The 19,515-nt window shown below is 71.7% G+C and carries 15 protein-coding genes; 4 read left to right on the top strand and 11 right to left on the bottom strand.

From position 1 onward, the window contains the following. Nucleotides 1-44: 44 nt before the first annotated feature. From ACGGCP_RS14735 to ACGGCP_RS14715, 5 genes are all read right to left on the bottom strand, one after another. Nucleotides 45-1,124 (bottom strand): LacI family DNA-binding transcriptional regulator, encoded by a 1,080-nt coding sequence (locus ACGGCP_RS14735; RefSeq protein ID WP_392966108.1) that lies wholly within the window; start codon nucleotides 1,122-1,124, stop codon nucleotides 45-47. A 109-nt stretch (nucleotides 1,125-1,233) separates the two neighbouring features. Beyond that, nucleotides 1,234-2,013 (bottom strand): SDR family NAD(P)-dependent oxidoreductase, encoded by a 780-nt coding sequence (locus tag ACGGCP_RS14730; RefSeq protein ID WP_392966105.1) that lies wholly within the window; start codon nucleotides 2,011-2,013, stop codon nucleotides 1,234-1,236. Nucleotides 2,014-2,149: 136 nt separating this feature from the next. Continuing rightward, entirely contained in the window at nucleotides 2,150-3,442 is a 1,293-nt protein-coding gene (locus tag ACGGCP_RS14725; protein WP_392966102.1) for an ABC transporter substrate-binding protein, read from the bottom strand. A gap of 138 nt (nucleotides 3,443-3,580) precedes the next feature. Then, nucleotides 3,581-5,272: a DUF2264 domain-containing protein gene (locus ACGGCP_RS14720; RefSeq protein WP_392966099.1), complete on the bottom strand. Its 1,692-nt coding sequence runs from the start codon at nucleotides 5,270-5,272 to the stop codon at nucleotides 3,581-3,583. Between the two features lie 58 nt (nucleotides 5,273-5,330). Next, the gene (locus ACGGCP_RS14715; protein WP_392966096.1) at nucleotides 5,331-7,172 is read right to left on the bottom strand and encodes a hypothetical protein; all 1,842 of its coding nucleotides are present in this window, start codon (nucleotides 7,170-7,172) and stop codon (nucleotides 5,331-5,333) included. A gap of 180 nt (nucleotides 7,173-7,352) precedes the next feature. Here ACGGCP_RS14715 and ACGGCP_RS14710 point away from each other — a divergent pair, with 180 nt between their 5' ends. Further along, the gene (locus tag ACGGCP_RS14710; RefSeq protein WP_392966094.1) at nucleotides 7,353-10,103 is read left to right on the top strand and encodes a Tat pathway signal sequence domain protein; all 2,751 of its coding nucleotides are present in this window, start codon (nucleotides 7,353-7,355) and stop codon (nucleotides 10,101-10,103) included. Nucleotides 10,104-10,326: 223 nt separating this feature from the next. Here ACGGCP_RS14710 and ACGGCP_RS14705 read toward each other — a convergent pair whose 3' ends face one another. From ACGGCP_RS14705 to ACGGCP_RS14695, 3 genes are all read right to left on the bottom strand, one after another. After that, nucleotides 10,327-10,917, bottom strand: a complete 591-nt coding sequence (locus ACGGCP_RS14705) for a DUF2017 domain-containing protein (RefSeq protein ID WP_392966091.1) — start codon at nucleotides 10,915-10,917, stop codon at nucleotides 10,327-10,329. Then, nucleotides 10,917-11,219 (bottom strand): ATP-dependent Clp protease adapter ClpS, encoded by a 303-nt coding sequence (clpS, locus tag ACGGCP_RS14700; RefSeq protein ID WP_392966331.1) that lies wholly within the window; start codon nucleotides 11,217-11,219, stop codon nucleotides 10,917-10,919. Before clpS ends, ACGGCP_RS14705 begins: the two co-directional genes overlap by 1 nt. Before the next feature lie 109 nt (nucleotides 11,220-11,328). Then, the gene (locus tag ACGGCP_RS14695; protein WP_392966089.1) at nucleotides 11,329-11,550 is read right to left on the bottom strand and encodes a YHS domain-containing protein; all 222 of its coding nucleotides are present in this window, start codon (nucleotides 11,548-11,550) and stop codon (nucleotides 11,329-11,331) included. Between the two features lie 274 nt (nucleotides 11,551-11,824). Here ACGGCP_RS14695 and ACGGCP_RS14690 point away from each other — a divergent pair, with 274 nt between their 5' ends. After that, nucleotides 11,825-13,243 (top strand): MFS transporter, encoded by a 1,419-nt coding sequence (locus ACGGCP_RS14690; RefSeq protein WP_392966086.1) that lies wholly within the window; start codon nucleotides 11,825-11,827, stop codon nucleotides 13,241-13,243. Between the two features lie 45 nt (nucleotides 13,244-13,288). On the opposite strand, the gene ACGGCP_RS14685 is transcribed toward ACGGCP_RS14690, so the two are convergent. Beyond that, entirely contained in the window at nucleotides 13,289-14,035 is a 747-nt protein-coding gene (locus tag ACGGCP_RS14685; RefSeq protein ID WP_392966083.1) for an SDR family oxidoreductase, read from the bottom strand. A gap of 135 nt (nucleotides 14,036-14,170) precedes the next feature. On the opposite strand from ACGGCP_RS14685, the gene ACGGCP_RS14680 reads away from it, so the two are divergent. Together ACGGCP_RS14680 and aac(3) are read left to right on the top strand one after the other, a co-directional pair. After that, entirely contained in the window at nucleotides 14,171-15,001 is an 831-nt protein-coding gene (locus ACGGCP_RS14680) for a helix-turn-helix domain-containing protein (RefSeq protein WP_392966080.1), read from the top strand. Then, nucleotides 14,998-15,801 (top strand): aminoglycoside 3-N-acetyltransferase, encoded by an 804-nt coding sequence (aac(3), locus tag ACGGCP_RS14675; protein ID WP_392966077.1) that lies wholly within the window; start codon nucleotides 14,998-15,000, stop codon nucleotides 15,799-15,801. The genes ACGGCP_RS14680 and aac(3) overlap by 4 nt, the downstream gene beginning before the upstream one ends. A 163-nt stretch (nucleotides 15,802-15,964) precedes the next feature. Here aac(3) and ACGGCP_RS14670 read toward each other — a convergent pair whose 3' ends face one another. Both ACGGCP_RS14670 and ACGGCP_RS14665 read right to left on the bottom strand, forming a co-directional pair. Beyond that, nucleotides 15,965-17,746: an ABC transporter ATP-binding protein gene (locus ACGGCP_RS14670; RefSeq protein WP_392966075.1), complete on the bottom strand. Its 1,782-nt coding sequence runs from the start codon at nucleotides 17,744-17,746 to the stop codon at nucleotides 15,965-15,967. Next, nucleotides 17,746-19,446, bottom strand: a complete 1,701-nt coding sequence (locus tag ACGGCP_RS14665) for an ABC transporter ATP-binding protein/permease (protein ID WP_392966073.1) — start codon at nucleotides 19,444-19,446, stop codon at nucleotides 17,746-17,748. The genes ACGGCP_RS14670 and ACGGCP_RS14665 overlap by 1 nt, the downstream gene beginning before the upstream one ends. Nucleotides 19,447-19,515: the final 69 nt, after the last annotated feature.

Here is a 19,515-nt window from a genome sequence, read left to right as displayed (position 1 = left end):
CAACCGAAAAGGACCACTCTCCCACGAGGGTCCGACAATCCGGGTCAGCTGGTGACGATCGGGCGGACCGAGCCTCTGAGCACGAGGTGGGTGCCGAGGATCGTGTGCGGGGGCGGGCCGCCTTGGCGGGCGTGTTCGAGGGCGAGGCGCACTGCGGTGCGGCCCAGTTCCTCGTGGGGCTGGTAGACCGTGGTGAGGTCGATGTCGGCTGCCGGGGGCAGGTCGTCGAAGCCGACCATCGAGATGTCCTCGGGCACGCGCAGGCCGTGCTCGAGGAGGGCCTGCCTCGCCCCGGCGGCGATCTGGTCGTTGCCGGAGAAGACCGCCGTGTAGTCGGGCGGCCCGGCGGCCAGGCGCTCCTTCATCATCCGGTAGCCCTCGAACCGCTCGTACGTGCCGTCGACCTCGAGCCCCGGGTCGGGTTCGACGCCGTACGCCGCGAGCGCCTTGCGGTAGCCCTCGATGCGCGCGTCGGCCGTGGTGAACCCCGGACGGCGGCCCAGGTACAGGATCCGCTTGTGGCCGTTGGAGAGCAGGTGGCTCGTCGCGGCGAACGCGCCGCCGGTGTTGTCGTACTCGACGACCACGGCTGGGACGTCGGGGCCGAGCGGCGGCCTGCCGCACAGCACCAGGCGCGAGCCGATCGCCGCCAGCGCGTGCGCGTACCGGCTCATGCGGGCCCGGTACTCGGCGTCGGCGTTGACGTTGCCGACGAGGATCACGGCCTCGGGGTGCTGCTCGCGCATGAATTGGACCATGGCGAGCTCGCGTTCGGCGTCGCCGCCGGTGGTGCCGATCTGGCAGAGGCGGCTGTCCTCGGCGGCCTGGGTCTGGACCCCTTGGGCCACATGGGCGTAGTGGGGTGAGATCACCGAGTTGACGATGATGGCGATGCTCTTGCGGGTGGTCCCCTGGAGGGCGCGGGCGTGGTGGTTGGCGACGTAGTCGAGCTCTTCGACGGCGCGCATGACCTTGCTGCGGGTCGCGGGCGCGGCGGGGTAGGTGCCCGAGAGGATGCGCGAGACGGTGGCGACCGAGACGCCGGCCCGTTCGGCCACTTCGCGGATGGTGGTGTGGCGCGTCCCGTCGCCCGAAGCACTCGCCTTGCGCGCCAAAGAATTCACCTCGGTTAAACAGTTTCAAGAACGGTTACTGAAACCATGATTCCCGGTTGGTGAGGGCGTGTCAAGTTCGGGGGTGCTTCGTGCGTGCCTGCGGGCGGGCCTCGGGCGTTCAGCCTCGCGTTTCGCGGACGGCCATGGGGCGTTTGCCGCCGCCGGAGTGGATGCGGAGGATCAGGCGCATCGGCAGGAGGCGGCTGAGGGCCGCGATGGTCTTGTTGTGCCAGCCGGGGATGCTCACGGCCTTGCCTTTGCGCAGGTCGCGCAGGGCGGCGGCCACGAGGGTGTCGGCTTGGAGCCAGAGGAAGGCCGGGACGGCGGTCATGTTCATGCGCGCGGTGTCGTGGAACCCGGTGCGGGTGAAGCCCGGGCACAGGACCATGACGTGGACGCCGTGCGGCCGGGCCTTGACGGCGGCGGACTGGCTGAAGTTGATGACCCACGCCTTGCTCGCGGAGTAGGTGGAGCTGGGGAAGAACCCGAGGACCGAGCCGGTGTTGACGATGCCGCCGTTGCCTCGTCCCATCATGGCGGGCAGGGCGGCGACGGTGAGGCGCAGGACCGCTTCGACGTGCAGTCGTGACATGGCGATCTCGGCTTCGATCGGGGTGTCGAGGAATTCGGTGGGGTGGCCGAATCCGGCGTTGTTGACGAGGAGGTCGAGGCCTGCGCGGCAGCGTTCCTCGATGCGGGCGATGTCGGCTTCGGCGGTGAGGTCGGCGGTGACGGTCTCGGTCTCCGTGTCGAGTGTCGCCGCGATGGCTTGCAGCCCTTCGGTGTCGCGGTCGACGAGGACGAGCCGGTGGTCGGGGGCGAGCGCTCGGGCGAAGGCGGCGCCGATGCCCGATGCGGCGCCGGTGATGAGAGCGGTGGGGCGGGGGGCGGGGCGCATCGGCCGATCCTAACGGCGGCGCGAGGACAGCGGGGTGGGGAGCGGCCCTCCTCTCAGGTGCCGCTCCCCCGCCGGGGTGGCGCTGCCGGTCCGGGCGGGGGGCGGTCCTCCTCAGGCCGCCCCCGCCCGGGCGGTGCTACTGCTCGCTCTGGAACAGGGTCTCGGCCTCGGTGAAGAACAGGTCGGCGGCTTCGGCGGGGGTCATCTCGCCGTACTGGACCTGGCCGTAGATCTCGGTGAACTTGGCTTCGATGGAACCGGCGGCGGCCGGGGGCACCACCGGGGCCTCGATGAGGTACTGCTCGACGGTGGCCTCGTAGTCGAGCACGACCTGCGAGGCTTCGTCGATCTCGACACTGGCGAGGCCGGTCTTGGTCGAGGGGATGCCCCGGTTGGTGCCGAGGATCGCGGCGGCCTCCGGGTCGGAGAGCAGGAACTCGATGAGTTTGGCGCTCTCGGCGGGGAACTCGGAGTTCGCGGCGATCACGAACTGCACGGACGGGCGCAGGTGGAGCGCGAGGTTGGTCGGGTCGGCGGAGGGCGGCGGGGCGAGGGCGAGGGTGCCGCCGCCTTCGGCCACGGCCGCCCAGTAGCCGCTCATCGCGGTGTCCCAGCGCAGTTCGGTGGCCATGACGCCGCCCGCGACACCGGGCGCGGTCGCCTCGGCGGCGACGTCCGGCGGCGGCATCGCGCCGGAGGAGACGAGCGCGGTGGTCGAGGACCACCATTCGACGAGCTGGTCCTTGGTGAAGGCGAGGCTCGCGGCGTCGTCGGCGTAGAACGCGCCGCCCTGCTGGCGCAGCCACAGCTCCATGAGGAGGTAGGAGCTGGCCCAGTCGCTGCCGCCCCACTTGTCCGCGCCGAGCGCGGTGGTCATCTGCGCGATGAGGGCGCCGTAGTCCTCCCAGGAGTATCCGGCCTCGGGGGCGGCGATGCCGTGCTCCTCGAACCAGTCCGGGCGGTAGATGAGGCCGAACATGTTGCTGCCCACGGGGACGGCGACGAGCTTGCCGTCGAGTTTGGCGGTCTCGAGCACGCCGTCGCGGAAGTCGTCGGTCGACACGACGCCGTCGAGGGGCGTCAGCATGCCGGTCGCGCCGAACTGGCGCAGGCGCGGGTAGTCCATCTGGAACACGTCGGGGAGGTCGCGCGAGGCCATGCGGCCGGTCAGGCCCTCCCAGTAGGCCGGGTAGTCGGCGAAGTTGGTGCGGACCTTGATGCCCGGGCTCTTCTCCATGAAGAGATCGACGGCCTGCTTGGTGACCTCGGCGCGGGCGTCGTCCCCCCACCACTCGAAGCCGATCTCGACCGGGTCGTCGGCGGTCCCGGCCGGGCCGTCGTCGCCGCAGGCGGCGGTCGCGCCGAGCGCGGCGGCCGCGGTCGCGCCCGCGAGCAGGCTCCGGCGGCGGAGGGGTTTGTGGATCGACATTGATGCACTCCTTCTGATGTGAGGGGAGGGATGGGGAAGCGGGGCGGGTGGGGCATCGGCATTGTTAAATCGTTTTAACTTTCGATGTGTCACCTTAGATCGCGCTTTCCAACGCTGTCAAGGTGCCCGGCCCGAGATTCAGTCCGTTCCGGCGAAGATCCGGGCGCGGAGCAGGTGGCGGCCCGGTTCGAGTACGCCGGTGAGCACCGGGAGCACCGTCGCGGGCCAGTAGAGGTGCGTGCCGGGCATCGGGGAGACGAGCCCCGCGCAGCGGTTCCCGGCGGCGTCCACGATCTCGCTGCGGATCCCTTGGGAGACAACGGCGACGCGGTCGTTCGCGACGGCGGCCTCGTGGCCGTCGCGCGGGACGCACCAGCCGCCTTCGCCGGTGTGGAGCCGCCGCGCGGTGTCGATCTCGTGGGTGCGGGTGTGCCAGCCGTCGAGCGACGCCTCCATTGTGGTGATCACCCGGACGTCCTCCCAGGGCTGCCAGGTGACGGTGACCGTGCCGTCGGAGCCGACGACGCCGTCGTCGGAGTCCTCGCGGCCCCGCCAGTGGCGGCCGTCCTCGGAGAAGACCAGGGCCCCGTCGGGAGCGGCCGCCTCCAGGCCGGGCCCGTCGACCGAGTGCGAGAACCCGGTGAGCGTCGAGTACGCGAGCCTGCCGTAGGTGTCCTTCCCGCCGCGCATCATCGCGCGCCAGGACTGGCCGTTCAGGCGGGTCACGTGGCCGCCGGCGTCGCGCACGTGGACGGCGCGCGCGGGCGGGTGCGGCTCGACCGTCGGGCCGGGCGCCTCCGCTTCGGAAGTCCAGAAGGGATGATCGGGCGGGGCGAGCAGGCCCGTGAAGACCTTCGATGCCCACCAAGGGGAACCGGCCGTCAGGTACTGCTCGACCAGGGCGCTGTTCGGATAGCCGTAGCCGACGCTGAGGCGTCCGTCCGGCTCCAGGATCGGCTTGTCCCACCACCAGGCGAGGTGTCGGCGCGCGAACCCGGCGGCCTCGGTCCACGGCACGGCCTCCACGTCGGCGGCGGCCAGCGCGCCCCACAGCGAGCCCTGCGCGAACCGGTAGCCGAGGCTGCGGCCGTAGGGGACGCCCGCGCCGTCGGCGGCGAACCAGGAGCGGAAGCGGCGGGCGAAGGCGGCAGCGGGTTCCACGAAGCGGTCGTCGCCGGTGATGCGGTAGTGGAGGAGGCCGTAGGTGTGGAAGGCGAACGGGTTGTAGTAGTCGACGCGGTTGCCGGGGCCGTCCTCGTAGACGCCGTCGCCGAGGTGGAACTCCCCCAGGCGTTTGAGGTGGGCTCCGGCGATCGCGGGGTCGCGTTCGACGCCGACGGCGTCGAGGCCGTGCCCGGCGAGCACGGGGAAGAACCGCCAGTTGCTGTCGATGACCTCGGTCCGGTAGGCCTGGGCTAGCCAGACGGCGACGTTGTCCTTGTCCTTGGGGGCCAGCGGGTCCCAGAGGCGTTCGGGGACGGTGTGGAGGGCCCAGCCGAGGGCGGCCGACTCCACGCAGCGCTGGTTGCGGGGGCCGACGTCGCCGATGTACCACTCGCCGCCGGGGTCGAGGGCGCGGGCGACGGCGTGGGCGAGGCGATCCCAGAGGTCGTCGGGCACGGCGTCCCCGGCGGGTGCGAGCCCCCAGAGCGGGCGGGTGAGCAGTTCGAACCAGTTCTCGCGGTGGGAGTGGTTCGACATGGTCACGGGCATCTCGTCCGGCCCGCGGGCGGCGAGGTCGACGGCGGGCCGGCCGAGGGCCGCCGCCGCCTTCCGCCAGCCGGTGTAGGTCGGTTCGAGCGGCCCGAAGGCCCGCAGTGGGGTGGTCACAGAGCACTCGCTATCGGTTCGTGGAGGGCGGGGCCGCCGGGGCGGCCCCGCCGGGCGGTCAGTAGGTGATGCGCGGCGCGGGCGGGGTGGCCATGCCCGAGCCGAGGAAGTAGTCGGTGTGGTGGGACTGCATGTACCCGTGGAGGGTCATGGCGTTGCGGTAGGCGGGGTTGTGCGCCAGGGTGTAGAGCCTGGTGGTCGTGGGTTTGTCGGTGGTGAAGACGATGAGCTGGTTATAGGCGGCGTTGGTGTAGACGACCTCTTCGCGCCAGTCGCCGAAGAGGTCGCCGACGAGGGTCGGGCCGCTCTGGGCGGCGGTGACGGCGCCGTAGTTCCAGGTGCTCTCGATGCGGGGCAGGCTGCCGGTGGGGGTCGGGTTGAGCGGGTCCCACTCCTCGATCTTGCCCGCGTTGAGCAGTTCCATGGTGAGGTCGCCGTCCCACCACAGGCCCAGTTGCGGCCAGGGCCGCAGCGAGGTGTCGGGTTCGGTGAGGCGGTTCTGGGACGCGTTGTAGAGGCCGTCGAAGGACCAGACCTCCATGCCGGGGAAGCGGGGGTCAACGTCGCCGGCCATGCCGCGGCCGACGTCGGCGGTGCCGCTGAGGGTGTGCTTCCAGATCATCTGGCCCGTGGAGGCGTCGTAGTAGTACTCGCGCAGGCCGCTGGGGTTGTTCTGCTGGACGCCGTAGCCTTCGAGGCCGGGCCGGGCGGGGTCGATGTCGGCGATGTGGAAGCGGTCGCCGTGGATGATCCCCTGCGAGGCGAGGGAGTAGCGGAGGGTGCCGTCGCCGTTGAGGACGAAGCCGATCTCGGCCACTTCGTCCTTGCCGTCGCCGTTGACGTCGACGATGCGGGTGTTGTGGCCGTCCGGGGCGTCGGTGGAGCCGCGCAGCCACTTCCATTTCTGCGTGAGGTTCTGACCGCTCCAGTTCCAGGCGGCGATCATGAGGTTGAAGGAGCCGTCGTCCTTGCGGTTCTTCATGAACGCGACGAGGCTGGGCGTGACGCCGTCGAGGTAGCCGACGCCGAAGCGGGCGGCCATGGGGCCGTCGGCGAGGTAGTCGGTGGGGACGGCCGAGTAGTTGCGCAGGGCCCCGGTCTGGCCGTCGAGGATCGCCATCCACTGGCGGTTGTCGTCGGCGTGGGTCCAGGTCGCGCCGTCGCCGAAGGTGACGCCGTCGGCGATCTTCAGGGCGACCTCGGCGCGGCCGTCCATGTTGAAGTCGTAGACGGTGACGCCGTCGTTGTGGCCCACGTCGATGGTGGCGGAACCGGGTTCGATGTTGTCCTGGTTGGTGCTGTTGGGGCCGAGGTCGACCTCCCAGAGGAAGGTGCCGTCGCTCTTGTAGGCCTCGATGGACTGGGGCGAGGTCTGGCGGTCGACGACGTAGTCGTAGGCGCCGTCACCGTCGAGGTCGCCGGTCCAGGTGAACTTGACGGGGCCGCCGTCGCGCAGCGGGATGCGGACGATCGGTTCCTCGGCGTGGTTGGCGCTCAGGGTGAACGCGGCGCTGGGCGACTGCTCGGCGCCGTTCACGACGGCGGTGACGCGGTAGGCGTTGGCCTGGGAGAGGTTCGCGGTGGAGTCGGTGTAGTTGGTGCCGCCGGTGAGGGCGGCGGCGTTGAGCTTCGTCCAAGCGCCGCCCGCGGTGGAGCGGTAGACGTTGAAGCCCGTGCCGCTCGGGTCGAGGCCGAGGAGGCGCCAGCTGACGAGGACGCTCGTGGCGCTGGACCGGACGGCGACGACGCCGCGGCCGAGGTCCTCCATGGGACGGACGGTCTGCTGGGCGGTGACAAGTTCTTGCGCGTGGGTTGTCGTGGTGTTCAGGGCGAAGGCGGCGGAGGCGGCCAGGAGGCCGACCACCGCCCCGGCGACCCGAACTCGCGTAAACGTTTCCATGACGGCTCCAAGTATGCCGGTTGGAACGGAAGCGCCTGCGGGCCGGTCGTCATGCCTTGATTCGACCGGTCTCGGCCACTTCCTCGGAGGCTTGACTATACATTGACGCATGGCTATATTGAACCCCCTGAGTTAAAACGATTAAACCCCTTGCGGTGCACCCATCCCACTGGAGGAACCTTGACCAGCCCTGCCCCAGAAACCGAGACGGCGCCAGGCGTTAGCCGCCGCGGCGTCCTCGCCACCACCGCCGGAGTCGCGGCCGCCGCCGCGCTCTTCGAAGCCGCTCCCGCCCACGCGCAGACCGCAACCGACGAGGGCGCGGGCCCCGACTCGGTGGAACTGCGCTGGCTCGAAGGCAGGCCCGCCGAGTCCCCCGGCTCGACCTGGGGCGTGCCCTGGGGCAAGGGCCGCTTCCCCGAGGACCAGCGGTTCCAGCTCGTCGCCGACGACGGCGCCACCGTGCCCGTCCAGACCTGGCCGCTCGCGTACTGGCCCGACGGCTCGCTCAAGTGGACCGCCCACGCCGTCGGCCCGGCCGCGACCGCCGAGAAGTTCACCCTCAGCGCCGGGGAGCCCGCCGCGCCCGCGTTCGCCGTCAGCGTCTCGGAGTCGAAGAACCACATCGACGTCAACACCGGCGTGATCACCGCCCGGATCGGCAAGGGCGGCAAGGACCTCGTCAAGCACATCAAGCGCGGCGACCGCACGCTCGTCAAAGAGGGGCACCTCGTCAACATCACCCAGGACGAGGCCCCCGACCCCGAGACCGGCTCGGTCAGCCGCGACCGCTACGTCAGCGACATCGACGAGGTCGTCGTCGAGCAGGACGGGCCCGTGCGCGCCGTCGTCAAGGTGACCGGGACGCACCGCAAGAGCCGCGGCAGCTCCTGGCTGCCGTTCACCGTGCGCCTGTACTTCTACGCGGGCGGCGAGTCCTTCCGCATGGTCCACACCTTCGTCTACGACTCCGACGGCGACGACGCCTACATCGCCGGGCTCGGCGTGCGCTTCAAGGTGGCGCTCACCGACGCCCTCTACGACCGGCACGTCCGGTTCGTCGGCGAAGGCCACGGCCAGCTCACCGAAGCGGTCAAAGGCATCACCGGCCTGCGGCGCGACCCCGGAGCGAACGTTCGCGCCGCCCAGGTCGCGGGCGAGAGGCTGCCCGACCCGGCCACGTGGGACCAGCGGGTCACCACCCGCCTGCACTGGATCCCGAACTGGGGCGACTATTCGCTCGCGCAGCTCAACAGCGAGGGCTTTGCGGTCAAGAAGCGCACCAAGGAAGGCTACGGCTGGGTACCGGTCGACCAGGGCCGCCGCGCCTCCGGGTTCGGGTACGTCGGCGGCGTCTCGGGCGGGTTCGGCTTCGGCATGAAGGACTTCTGGCAGCGCCACCCCACCGGCCTCGACATCCGCGGCGCCCACACCGAAGAGGCCACGGTGACCGTGTGGATGTGGTCCCCCGAGGCCCAGCCGATGGACACGCGGTTCTACCACGACGGGCTCGGCCAGGACACCTACCCGGAGCAGCTCGACGCCCTCGAGATCACCTACGAGGACTACGAACCCGGCTTCGGCACCCCCTACGGTGCCGCCCGCACCACCGAACTCCAGTTCTGGGTCACCGAGGCCACGCCCACCCACGAGCGGCTCGGCGCGATGGCCGACGTCGTACGCGCGCAGCCGCAGGTCATCGCCCCCACCGAGCACATGAGCGCGGCCGGGGCCTTCGGCGGCCTCTTCGGCCCCGTCGACCGGTCCCACCCGGTCAAGGCCGACGTCGAGGACACCCTCGACTTCCTGTTCGAGCACTACCGGACCGAGCAGGACCAGCGGCACTGGTACGGGTTCTGGGACTTCGGCGACTTCATGCACTCCAAGGACACCGACCGCAAGATCTGGCGGTACGACGTCGGCGGGTACGCGTGGGACAACTCCGAGATCTCCCCCGACCAGTGGATCTGGATGGCGTACCTCCACAACAACAAGCCCGAGGTGTTCCGCTTCGCCGAGGCCATGACCCGCAAGACCAGCGAGGTCAACTGCTACCACATCGGCGAGTGGGCCGGGCTCGGCACGCGTCACGGCGTCCAGCACTGGGGCGACTCGTCCAAGCAGGTGCGCGTCTCGAACGCCAACTACCGCAGGTACTTCTACTACCTGACCGCCGACGAGCGCACCGGCGACATGCTCCACATGCTCGCCTCCAGCGAGGAGACCGCGCTCGTCCTCGACACCGGCCGCAAGATCCGCGCCGCCGACGACCCGTGGGTGCCCGACCGGAACGCGATCGACATCGGCTTCGGCACCAGCTGGGCCGCCCTCGCCGCCGCGTGGCTCACCGAATGGGAGCGGCGCGGGCCCGACTGGGAGTTCTGCCGCGACAAGGTGCTCGGCACCATGGAGACCATCGCGGCCCAGCCGAACGGGTTCGCGCAGGGGTCGGGCCTGTACGACATGGACACCGGCCGGTACGCGATCGCCGAGACCCCGGTGACCGAGCGCAGCAACCTCTCGAACTCCTTCGGCCGCATCGAGATCTGCGCCGAGCTCATCCAGCAGGTCGACATGCCCGCGTTCGAGGCGGACTGGCTCAAGTACTCCCGGTTCTACACCGCGACCCGCGCCGAGCAGGAGGCCGAGTACGGCGGCCGCTTCGGCGACCTGTTCCTCTACTCCTACACGAGGGCGAACGCGTTCGTGTACAAGCGGACCGGCGACGAGTCGCAGGCGCGACTGGCCTGGGAGAGGTTCCGCGGCGCGAAGGACGCGCCCGACTACTCGCCGCGCGAGACCGAGGCCGTCGAGACCACCCTCAACCCGATCGCCTGGTGGCCCAACGGCGGCACCAACGACATCGCACAATGGGGCCTCGCCGCCATCCAGATCCTCCACATGGTCGGCGACTTCGCCCCCGACGCATAACCGACGGCCGAACCGGGACCCCGCAGCCCGGCAGACCAACGACGCGACGCAACCGGTCGAGGGCAGGCGAAAGCCTCCCCCGACCTGCGGATCCGCAGCGGTGTCATACCCCTGTGGGACAGTGGTCCTTTTCGGTTGGTCGGAGGCGGAAGCGGGTGGGTACGGGGCATCCCCTACGCCCACCCGCGACCCGCGCGGGACGCGCGGGACGCGCGGGACGCGTCTACAGCGAGCGCATCATCGCCTCGACCAGCGTGTCCTGCAACGTGGTCAGCCACCCGTAGACCAGCGCGAGCGGGTGGCGCGGGTCGTCTTCGGGGAGCTCCAGGAGCTCCTCGAAGTCGTCGTCGTCGTTGATCTCGAGGCGCGAGGCGATCACGAGCCGCAGGTCGTTCAGGGCGCCGAGCCAGTGGCGGCACCCGTCCGCGTCCAGGCGCAGCTGCTGACGCGCGCGCCCCTCCGGGGCCAGCGCCTCGAGCGAGTCGATCACGGCCTGCGCGTCGTCGCGTTTGCGGGCGCGCAGGTCGTTCTCGGTGTAGCGGCGGAACTCGGCCGAGGCCGCGGCGGCGTCGCCGTCCGGGCCGAGGTCGGTGTAGGCGTCCGGGAAGAGGCGGGCGAGCGCCGGGTCTTCGGGAAGCTCGGTCGGGCCTTCGCTGAACGCGGAGGCGATGAGGTCTTCGGCGGTGCCGCCGGCGCCGTCGCGGGCGTCGACGAGTTCGAGCATCTGGGCGGCGTAGGCGCGCAGGAGCCCGGCCTCGGTCTCGTCGAAGGAGGCGGTCGCGCCGCCGCCGTCGGGTGCGAAGAAGCGGCCCATCAGCGGTCCTGCCGCAGGGTGGCCCAGAGGCCGTAGCCGTGCATGGCCTGGACGTCGCGTTCCATCTCCTCGCGGGTGCCGCTGGAGACGACGGCACGGCCCTTGTTGTGGACGTCGAGCATGAGCTGGTTGGCCTTGGCCTCGGAGAAGCCGAAGTACGACTGGAAGACGTAGGCGACGTAGCTCATCAGGTTGACCGGGTCGTTGTGCACGAGCGTGATCCACGGGACGTCGGGGTCGGCTGTCGCGGCGGTCTCGGCGGCGCGTTCGGTCTCGACCGCCGCGGCGCAGCGGACGGGCATGGGCGTTCGGGCTGGCACACGCCAATGCTGCCATCCCGTCGCGGGGGGCCGGAGCGGAGTCGGGCAACTGTGGCGGCCCTGGGCCCGGTCGGGCCCAGGGCCGGCGGGGTCAGACGGCGAGGGCGTACTTGGCGGGGTCGGCGTCGAAGGCGGGGCCGCACCCGGCGCAGCAGAACCAGTAGCGCTGGCCTTCGTAGTCGCGGAAGAGGCCCGCGGCTTCGGCGTCGGCCTTGATGACCGTGGCGCCGCGCATGACGGGGCATTCGGCGGTCTCGGCTGCGGTGGCCCCGGCGGTGTCGGTGTGGCAGCTTGCGGCTTCGGAGTTGCACATGGCGGTGCTCGCTTTCTTTGCGCGGGTTGGGCTTCGACTTCGACTTCGGCTTCGGTGAGGCCGACGCAGACAATATATACCCCTGGGGGGTATCTTCGTCAAGCACGGATCAGCGTGGTCGGCGTCACTCATCCCGCCCTGTTGCATACCCCCTGGGGGTATGTTAAAAATGGCGGGCGGCTTCCGGGCCGCCGCCGCTTCCATCCCGGAACGGTTCGCCCCCAAGGGTGCAGTGCGTCAGCACTATACCCCCCACCGGTATTTAGGAGAGGTCATGTCACGCACATCGACGCCGCCCGCCTCGCGGCGCTGGGTCGCCCTCTGGCTCATCGCCCTAGCCCAGTTCATGGTCATCATGGACACCTCGATCATCGGCGTCGCCCTGCCGAAGATGCAGGCCGACCTCGGCTTCACGCAGGAGAACCTGTCCTGGGTCTTCAACGCCTACGTCGTCGTCCTCGGCGGCCTGCTCCTCCTGGGCGGGCGGCTCTCGGACCTCCTCGGCGCGAGGAGGGTCTTCAGCCTCGGCTGGATCGTCCTCGGCGCGGGCTCGCTCGCGGCAGGGCTCGCTACGAACGTCGCGGTGGAGCTGGCCGGCCGCGCCGTACAGGGCGTCGGCGCCGCGCTCATCGCGCCGTCAGCGCTGACGCTGCTCATGATGCTGTTCGGGGCCAACCCGAAGGAGCTCATGAAGGCCTTCGCGGTCTACGGCGCGGCCGCCCCGGCGGGCGGCACCGCCGGGGTGTTCCTCGGCGGCGTCATCACCGAGTACGCCTCGTGGCCGTGGGTGTTCTACATCAACATCCCCATCGCGGTCCTGGCCGTGGCCGCCGCCCCGGCCCTGCTCCCCGGCGGCGCGGGCACACGCGGCTCGATCGACTGGCTCGGCGCGGCCACCGCGACGCTCGGCCTCGGCGGCCTGGTCTTCGCGATCGTCCGCGCGCCTGAAGTCGGCTGGGCCAACGCCCAGACCTGGGGCGTCCTGATCGGGGCCGCGGTCCTGCTCGCCGCGTTCCTCGCGGTGCAGGCGAAGCGGCGCGAGCCGCTCATGCCGCTGGCGATCTTCCGCGCCCCGAACCTCGGCGCCGCGAACCTCGCCCAAGCGCTGCTCGGCGCGGCCTGGATCCCGATGTGGTTCTTCCTCAACCTGTACCTGCAGCAGGTCCTCGGGTACTCGGCGTTCCCGTCGGGGGCGGCGCTGCTGCCGATGACCGCGCTCATCATGCTCGGCATGGTCGTCATCGCCCCGCGCCTCGCCAACCGGTTCGGGCCCAAGGCGATGATCGCGACGGGCCTGGTGCTGCTGGCCGCGGGTCTGGGCTGGCTCTCGTTCGTCCGTCCTGAGGGGACGTTCGCGGTGGACGTGCTCCCGGCCTCGCTCGTCGCCGCGCTCGGCATGTCGCTCGCGTTCATCCCGTCGCTGCAGATGGCGATCTCCAGCGCCGCCCCCGAGCAGGGCGGCCTGGCCTCGGGGATCGTGAACACGAGTTACCAGATCGGCTCGGCGCTCGGCCTCGCCGTTGTCACCGCGATCGCGGTCCCGTTCGGCGCCAACGAACTCGGCGACCCTGAAGCCCTCACTGCGGGCTTCTCCGCCGCGTTCACCGCTGCGGCCGCCGTCGCCCTGGCCGGGGTCGTCCTGGCCCTGGTGACGGTCCGCTCGGCGAAGCGCGACCTGGTCAAGGCGGCCTGATCGCGCGCGGCGAAGGGGAGGCGGCGACGCCTCCCCTTCTCGTGTTCACAGCACCATGCCGCCGTTGGCCTTCACGACCTGGCCGTTGACCCAGTGGCCCGCGGCCGAGGACAGGAACGCGGCCAGTTCGGCGATCTCGTGCGGCTCACCCAGGCGCCCGAACGGGTTGGCCTGCGAGAGCCGGGCGATCTCCTCGTCGGTCTTGCCGTCGAAGAACAGCTCGGTCGCGGTCGGGCCCGGCGCGACCGCGTTGACGTTGACGTCGCGGCCGCCCATCTCGCGCGCGAGGACCTTCGTCAGCGCCTCCACCGCGCCCTTGCTCGCGGCGTACGCCGCGTAGGACGGGTGGTAGGAGCCGACCACGGAGGTGGAGAACAGCGTGATCGAGCCGCCCTGGCGGACCCGGCGCGCGGCCTCGCGAGCGACCACGAACGCGCCGCGGATGTTGACGCGGTGCAGGGCGTCCAGCCGGTCGAGGTCGAGTTCGGCCACCGGGGACAGGTACAGCGCCCCGGCCAGGTTCAGGACCGCGTCGACGCCGCCGAAGCGGGCCTCGGCCGCGTCGAACATCCCGGCGACCGCGGTCTCGTCGGCGATGTCCGCCTGGTACGCGATCGCCTGCGCTCCGGCGGCGGTCGCCTCCTTCACCGCGGCGTCCGCCTCGGCGGCGTTCCCCGCGTAGCCCACCACGACCGCGTAGCCCTGGTCGGCCAGGCGGCGTACGATCGCCCGCCCGATGCCGCGCGAACCGCCCGCCACGACGGCGACGCGGGTTCCGTTGTCGATGCCCATTGGTGCTCCTTCATTCGGTGTCGGAGCAATCCTGACCCTGAATGCCGAGGTCAGCGGCGGTAGCGCTTACCCCGGGGTCGCCAACCCCCCTCTCGGTTCGCGCACCCCGGACGCCGGAGCGTGGATGATGGAGGAGTGGACGCCACCGAACTCGCCGCCTTCCTCCACTCGCGCCGCGACCGGCTCAAGCCCGCCGACGTCGGCCTGGCCGGAGGGCCGCGCCGCCGCGTGCCCGGTCTGCGCCGCGAGGAGGTCGCGTTCCTCGCGAACGCCTCGATCGACTACTACATCGAGCTCGAACGCGGCCGCGGCGTCCAGCCCTCCGCGCAGATGCTCCTGGCGCTCGCGCGGGCCCTGCGCCTCACCGGCGACGAACGCGACCACCTGTTCCACCTGGCCGGACACCCGACCCCGCCGCCGCGCGAGCCCTCCCGCGGCACCGACCCGTCGCTGCTGGCGCTGCTCGACCGCCTCGACGGCACCCCGGCGCGGATCATGACCGACCTGCTCCAGCCGCTCGCCCAGAACCGGCTCGCCGCCAAACTCCTCGGCGAGATCGACCCGATCGGCGAACCGGCCTACGCGTCCAGCATGGTCTACCGCTGGTTCACCGACCCGTCCGTGCGGAGCCACTACCCGGCCGAGGACCATGCGCGGCACGCCCAGTCCTTCGTCGCCGACATGCGAGCGGTCGCCGCCCGACGGGCCCTCGCGGGCGGCGACGCCGAAGCGGAGAAGCTCGTCGCCGACCTCCTCGACCGCAGCGAGGCCTTCGCGCGGCTCTGGGCGGAGCGGGACGTGGCCGTGCGCCGCTTCCACCGCAAGCGCTTCGTCCACCCGGCGACCGGCGTGATCGAGCTCGACTGCCACCACCTCTTCACCGAGGACGGCACCCAGCGCCTCCTGTGGCTCGCACCGGTCGAAGGCACCAGCGCCGCAGCGCAACTGGCTAAGCTCGTCCGATGAGTTCCGACACTGCGACGCGTTCGAGCCTGGCCGCGGACCTCCGGCGGATAGGACTGGCCGAGGGCGACGCCGTGATGGTCCACGCGGCGTTCGGGAAGGTCGGGCCGGTGGTGGGCGGACCGGACACGCTGGTGGACGCCCTGCTCGACACGGTCAGTCCGAAAGGGACGATACTGAGCTATCAGGACTGGGAGCTGAGCGTCGACGTGTGGGACGAGCACGGCCGGGTCCTGCCGGAGCTGCGCGACCACGTGCCGCCGTTCGATCCGGCGACGGCCCGCCCGGCCCGCGACCACGGCGTGCTCGCCGCCGTGATCGGCACCCGGAAAGGCGTGCGCCGCAGCGTGAACCCCGGCGCTTCGGTCGCGGCGCTCGGCGCCCGCGCCGACGAATTCACCGCCGGTCATCCGCTCGACTACGGCTACGGCGAGGACTCCCCGTTCGCGCGCCTCGTCGCGGCTGGAGGCCGGGTCCTCATGGTCGGTGCGCCGCTCGACACCATGACGGTCCTGCACCACGCCGAGCACCTGGCCGACCTGCCCGGCAAGCGCCGCATCGAGGTCGAGTACCCGCTGGCGACCCCTGAAGGCACGGCCTGGCGCGTCGTCGAGGAGTTCGACACGAGCGAACCGGTCGTCCCCGGCCCGCCCGAGGACTACTTCCGCCTCATCGTCGAGGACTTCCTCGCCACGGGAGCCGGACTTCGCGGCCGGATCGGCGACGCCGAAAGCGTCCTCGTGGACGCACCAGCCATAGTGGACTTTGCGGTGGACTGGCTCGAGACCCGCTACGGCCGGTAGCGGTCCCCAGCGAGCAAGGCGATCACGAGAGCGCCAGGTCCACGCGAACGCGGTGGACACCGTGGCGTGGTTGTTCGAGTTCGGCGCGGGGAGCTTCTCCGCGGCGCGCTCGGTCGCGACCGGCTCGACCACGATCTTGTTCTGCTGCTTCATGATGCACCTCCTAATGCATCGTTGTCGCGGCCGGAGCGGGGGCTCCGGTGTCGGCGGCCCGGGCGAGCAGCGACCGGTAGGCGGCGCTGCGCTCGAGCAGTTCCGGGTGCGTGCCCTCGGCGGCGGCCGCGCCGTCTTCGAGGAGGACCACGCGGTCGGCGTGCCGGATCGTGGAGACCCGGTGGGCGATGACGATGGTGGTGCGCCCGGCCTGGACTTCGGCGACGGCGCGGGCGAGCGCCTGCTCGCCGACGGCGTCGAGGTGGGCGGCGGCCTCATCCATGACGAGGACGTCGGGTTCGCGGAGGAACGCCTGCGCGATGGCCAGGCGCTGGCGCTGCCCGCCGGAGACGGTGGATCCGTTCTCGCCGACCGGTTCGTCGAGGCCTTGGGGCCAGTCGCGGACGGTGTCGGCGAGCTGCGCGCTTTCGAGGGCCTTCCACATCGCGTCGTCGGTGGCGTCGGGCGCGGCGAGGAGCAGGTTGGAGCGGACGGTGCCGCGGAAGACGTAGGGCTGCTGGGGAATGAGGGCGATCCGTTCGCGGAGGTCGCTGGTGCGCATGGCGCGCGTGTCGGTGCCGTCGAGGACGATCCGGCCCGCATCGGGGTCCCAGAAGCGGACGAGGAGGTGCGCGACGGTGGTCTTCCCGGCTCCCGAGGCGCCGACGAGGGCGACCTGCTCGCCGGGCTCGACGGCGAATGAGAGTCCTTTGAGGACTGGCGTGCCGGGTTCGTACGCGAAGTCGACGGCTTCGAAGCGGACCGCGCCCGCCCGGGGGCCGGTCGCGGGCGCGTCCGCCTCCGCGACCTGCGCGGGGGCGTCGACGACGTCGAGGACGCGGGCGGCGGCGGCCGACATCTCCCCCAGGCGCTGGAACATCGGGAACACCCCGGCAGCGGGGGCGAACGCGGCGGCGAGGAGGACCACGGCGGCCGGGAACAGGGCCGGGGCCAGGTCCCCGGCGCGCACGGCGTCCGCCAGTGCCACGACGAAGGCGATCATGGTCGCAGCGACGACCAGGTCCGCGGCGGCGCTCTCGGCCCCGGCTCGCAGGGCGAAGGCGCGTTTGCGCCGCTGCACGCGCGCTGTGGTGTCGAGGAGGCGGCGACGCTGGTGGCCCGCGAGTCCGAGCGAGAGCATCTCGCGCAGGCCTTCGGCGCCTTCGAGGGAGATCGCCTTGAGCTCGGCGAGCTCGTCGCGGACGGCCTTGCCCTGGCGGGCTTGAAGGGGGCCCATGAGCCACGGGACGGCGAGGAGCGCAGCGACGCCCGCAAGGGCGATGAGGGCGGCAGGTCCGATGAGGACGAACAGTGCGGCGATGACGAAAGCGGGCCCGGCGACCGCGCAGATGGCGGCGCCGACGGTGTGCGCGTAGAACCATTCCAGGCTCTCGATGTCGGCCATGGCCGCGCCGGAGACCTCGCCCGCGCGGCGGCGCTTCATGCCGCCGGGGCTGACGCGCTCGATCGCGTCGTGCAGGCGCAGCCGCAGGGTGTCGAGGACCTTGTAAGCGAGGACGTGACTCATCCAGGACTCGCCCCATACGAACGCGCTGTGGACGACGACGGCGCTGAACAGTCCGATGAGGAGCGTCCAGGCGAGGCCGGCGTCGGCGGGGTCCTCGACGAGGACGGCCGCGGCGTAGGCGCTGAGACCGGAGGCGACGGCCGCGAAGACCTGGAACGCGGCGATGCTGAAGGTGGAGCGCCAGAAGAGGCCGCGGTGGGCGTCGATGACGCCGAGCAGGCGCAGGACCGGGCGCAGGAGCGCCGCGTTGCCGTCGTGGCGCATCAGACGCCGACCTCCGTTCGCTGGGCGCGTTCGAGCCGGGCGAACAGGCCGTCGCGCGCGATGAGGGTGTCCCAGTCGCCGGTCTCGACCACGCGGCCGCCGTCGAGGACGGCGATCCGGTCGGCGTCGCGTACGGACGCGATCCGGTGGGCGATGACCACAGTGGTCACAGGGATGCCGGTACTGGTCCGCCTGCCGGCGAGGGCGGCGTAGACCTCGGCTTCGCGGCGGGCGTCGAGGGCGCTCGACGCTTCGTCGAGGACGAGGACCGGGGCGTCCTTGAGCAGCGCCCTGGCGATGGCGAGGCGCTGGCGCTGGCCGCCGGAGAGCAGGGCGCCGCCGTCGCCGACGGGGGTGTCGAGGCCGCCCCGGCGCTCGTCGTCCACTTCGGTCGCTCCGGCGGCGGCGAGGGCGCGGCGCAGGGTGTCGTCGTCCGCGTTCGGTGCGACGAGGCGCAGGTTCTCGGCGACGGTGCCCGCGAACAGCAAGGGCGACTGGGAGACCACGGCGACCGCGGCGGTGCACTGCTCGCGCGCGAGATCGCGGGTGGGGACGCCACCGATGCGCAGGTCGCCCTCGTCCGGGAGGGCCAGGCGCAGCAGGAGGTTCGCGAGCGTGGACTTCCCGGATCCGGAGGGGCCGACGAGTGCGAGGGTGGCGCCGACCGGCACGGACAGGTCGACGTCGACGAGCGCGGGCGTCTCAGCTCCGGGGTAGGTGAAGCCGAGCCCTGCGGCCTCGATCGCGGGGGCGCTCGTGTCGAAGCGCGGGTCCGGGGACGGCGCGGCGGGAGCGTCCGGCCTGGGGGCGTTCAGGATCGGGAGGACGCGGCGTCCGGCGGCGACGCCGAAGTACCCGGCGTGCCAGTGGGTCGCGAGCTCCTTGAAGGGCCGGAAGGCCTCGAAGGCCACGAGGGCGACGGCGAAGAGCGCGGTGGCCTCGAGCGCGCCGGAGCCGACGCGGGCGACGCCGACGGCGAGGGCGATCGCGGGCCCGGCGAGGAGGAACACTGCGGTGAGCCCGGACTCGACGAAGGAGACCTTCATCTGGCGCAGCGTCGCGTCGAGCAGGCTCCGGGAGGAGCGTGCGAGGTCGTCGCGGCGGCGTCCGGCCGCGTTGAGGGTCTTCAGGGTCGCCATGCCGCGCAAGGAGTCCACGACGTCGGCGTTGAGGTCGGCGTAGGCCGCCCAGTGGGACTCGCCGCGGTCGGCGAGGAGCTTGTCCCACAGGCGCGGCGTGAGCGGCACGGCGAGTGCGACGGCGCCGGTCACGGCCGCCACGACCGGGTCGATGAAGGCGAGCAGTACGACCGCGCCGATGGAGGTGACGACCGTGACGACGAGGTGCGGGACGTACCGGCCGAAGTAGGGCTCCAGGTTCTCGACGGCGTCGGTCATGAGGGACTGGCGGTGGCCGCTGCGCTCGCGGCCGAGCGCGATCGGCCCCGCTTCGGTCTGGGCGTCGAGGAGGCGGGCGCGCAGATCGGACTTGAAGCGGGTGGCGACGGCGTGGACGGTGAGCTCGCGGGCGAAGACGAGGGCGGGGCGGGCGCAGAGGGCGGCGGCGAGCAGGCCGAGCCAGAGCGTCAGGTCGGCGAGGGAGCGCCCGGTGGTGACGCCGGAGAAGACCTCGGCGGTGACGAGGGCCTGGCCGATGGCGGCGGCGCTGACGGCCGTGCCGATCAGGATGAGCAGCGCCATGAGCTGAGCCGCGTTGCGCGCCAGGGGTATCAGCCGCAGATGGATCAACGGGGGCCCTTCGGTCGATGG

This window comes from Glycomyces sp. NPDC048151, from assembly GCF_043202775.1.
In the GTDB taxonomy this organism is placed as follows: domain Bacteria; phylum Actinomycetota; class Actinomycetes; order Mycobacteriales; family Micromonosporaceae; genus Glycomyces.
This window is presented reverse-complemented; position numbering and strand designations above follow the sequence as displayed.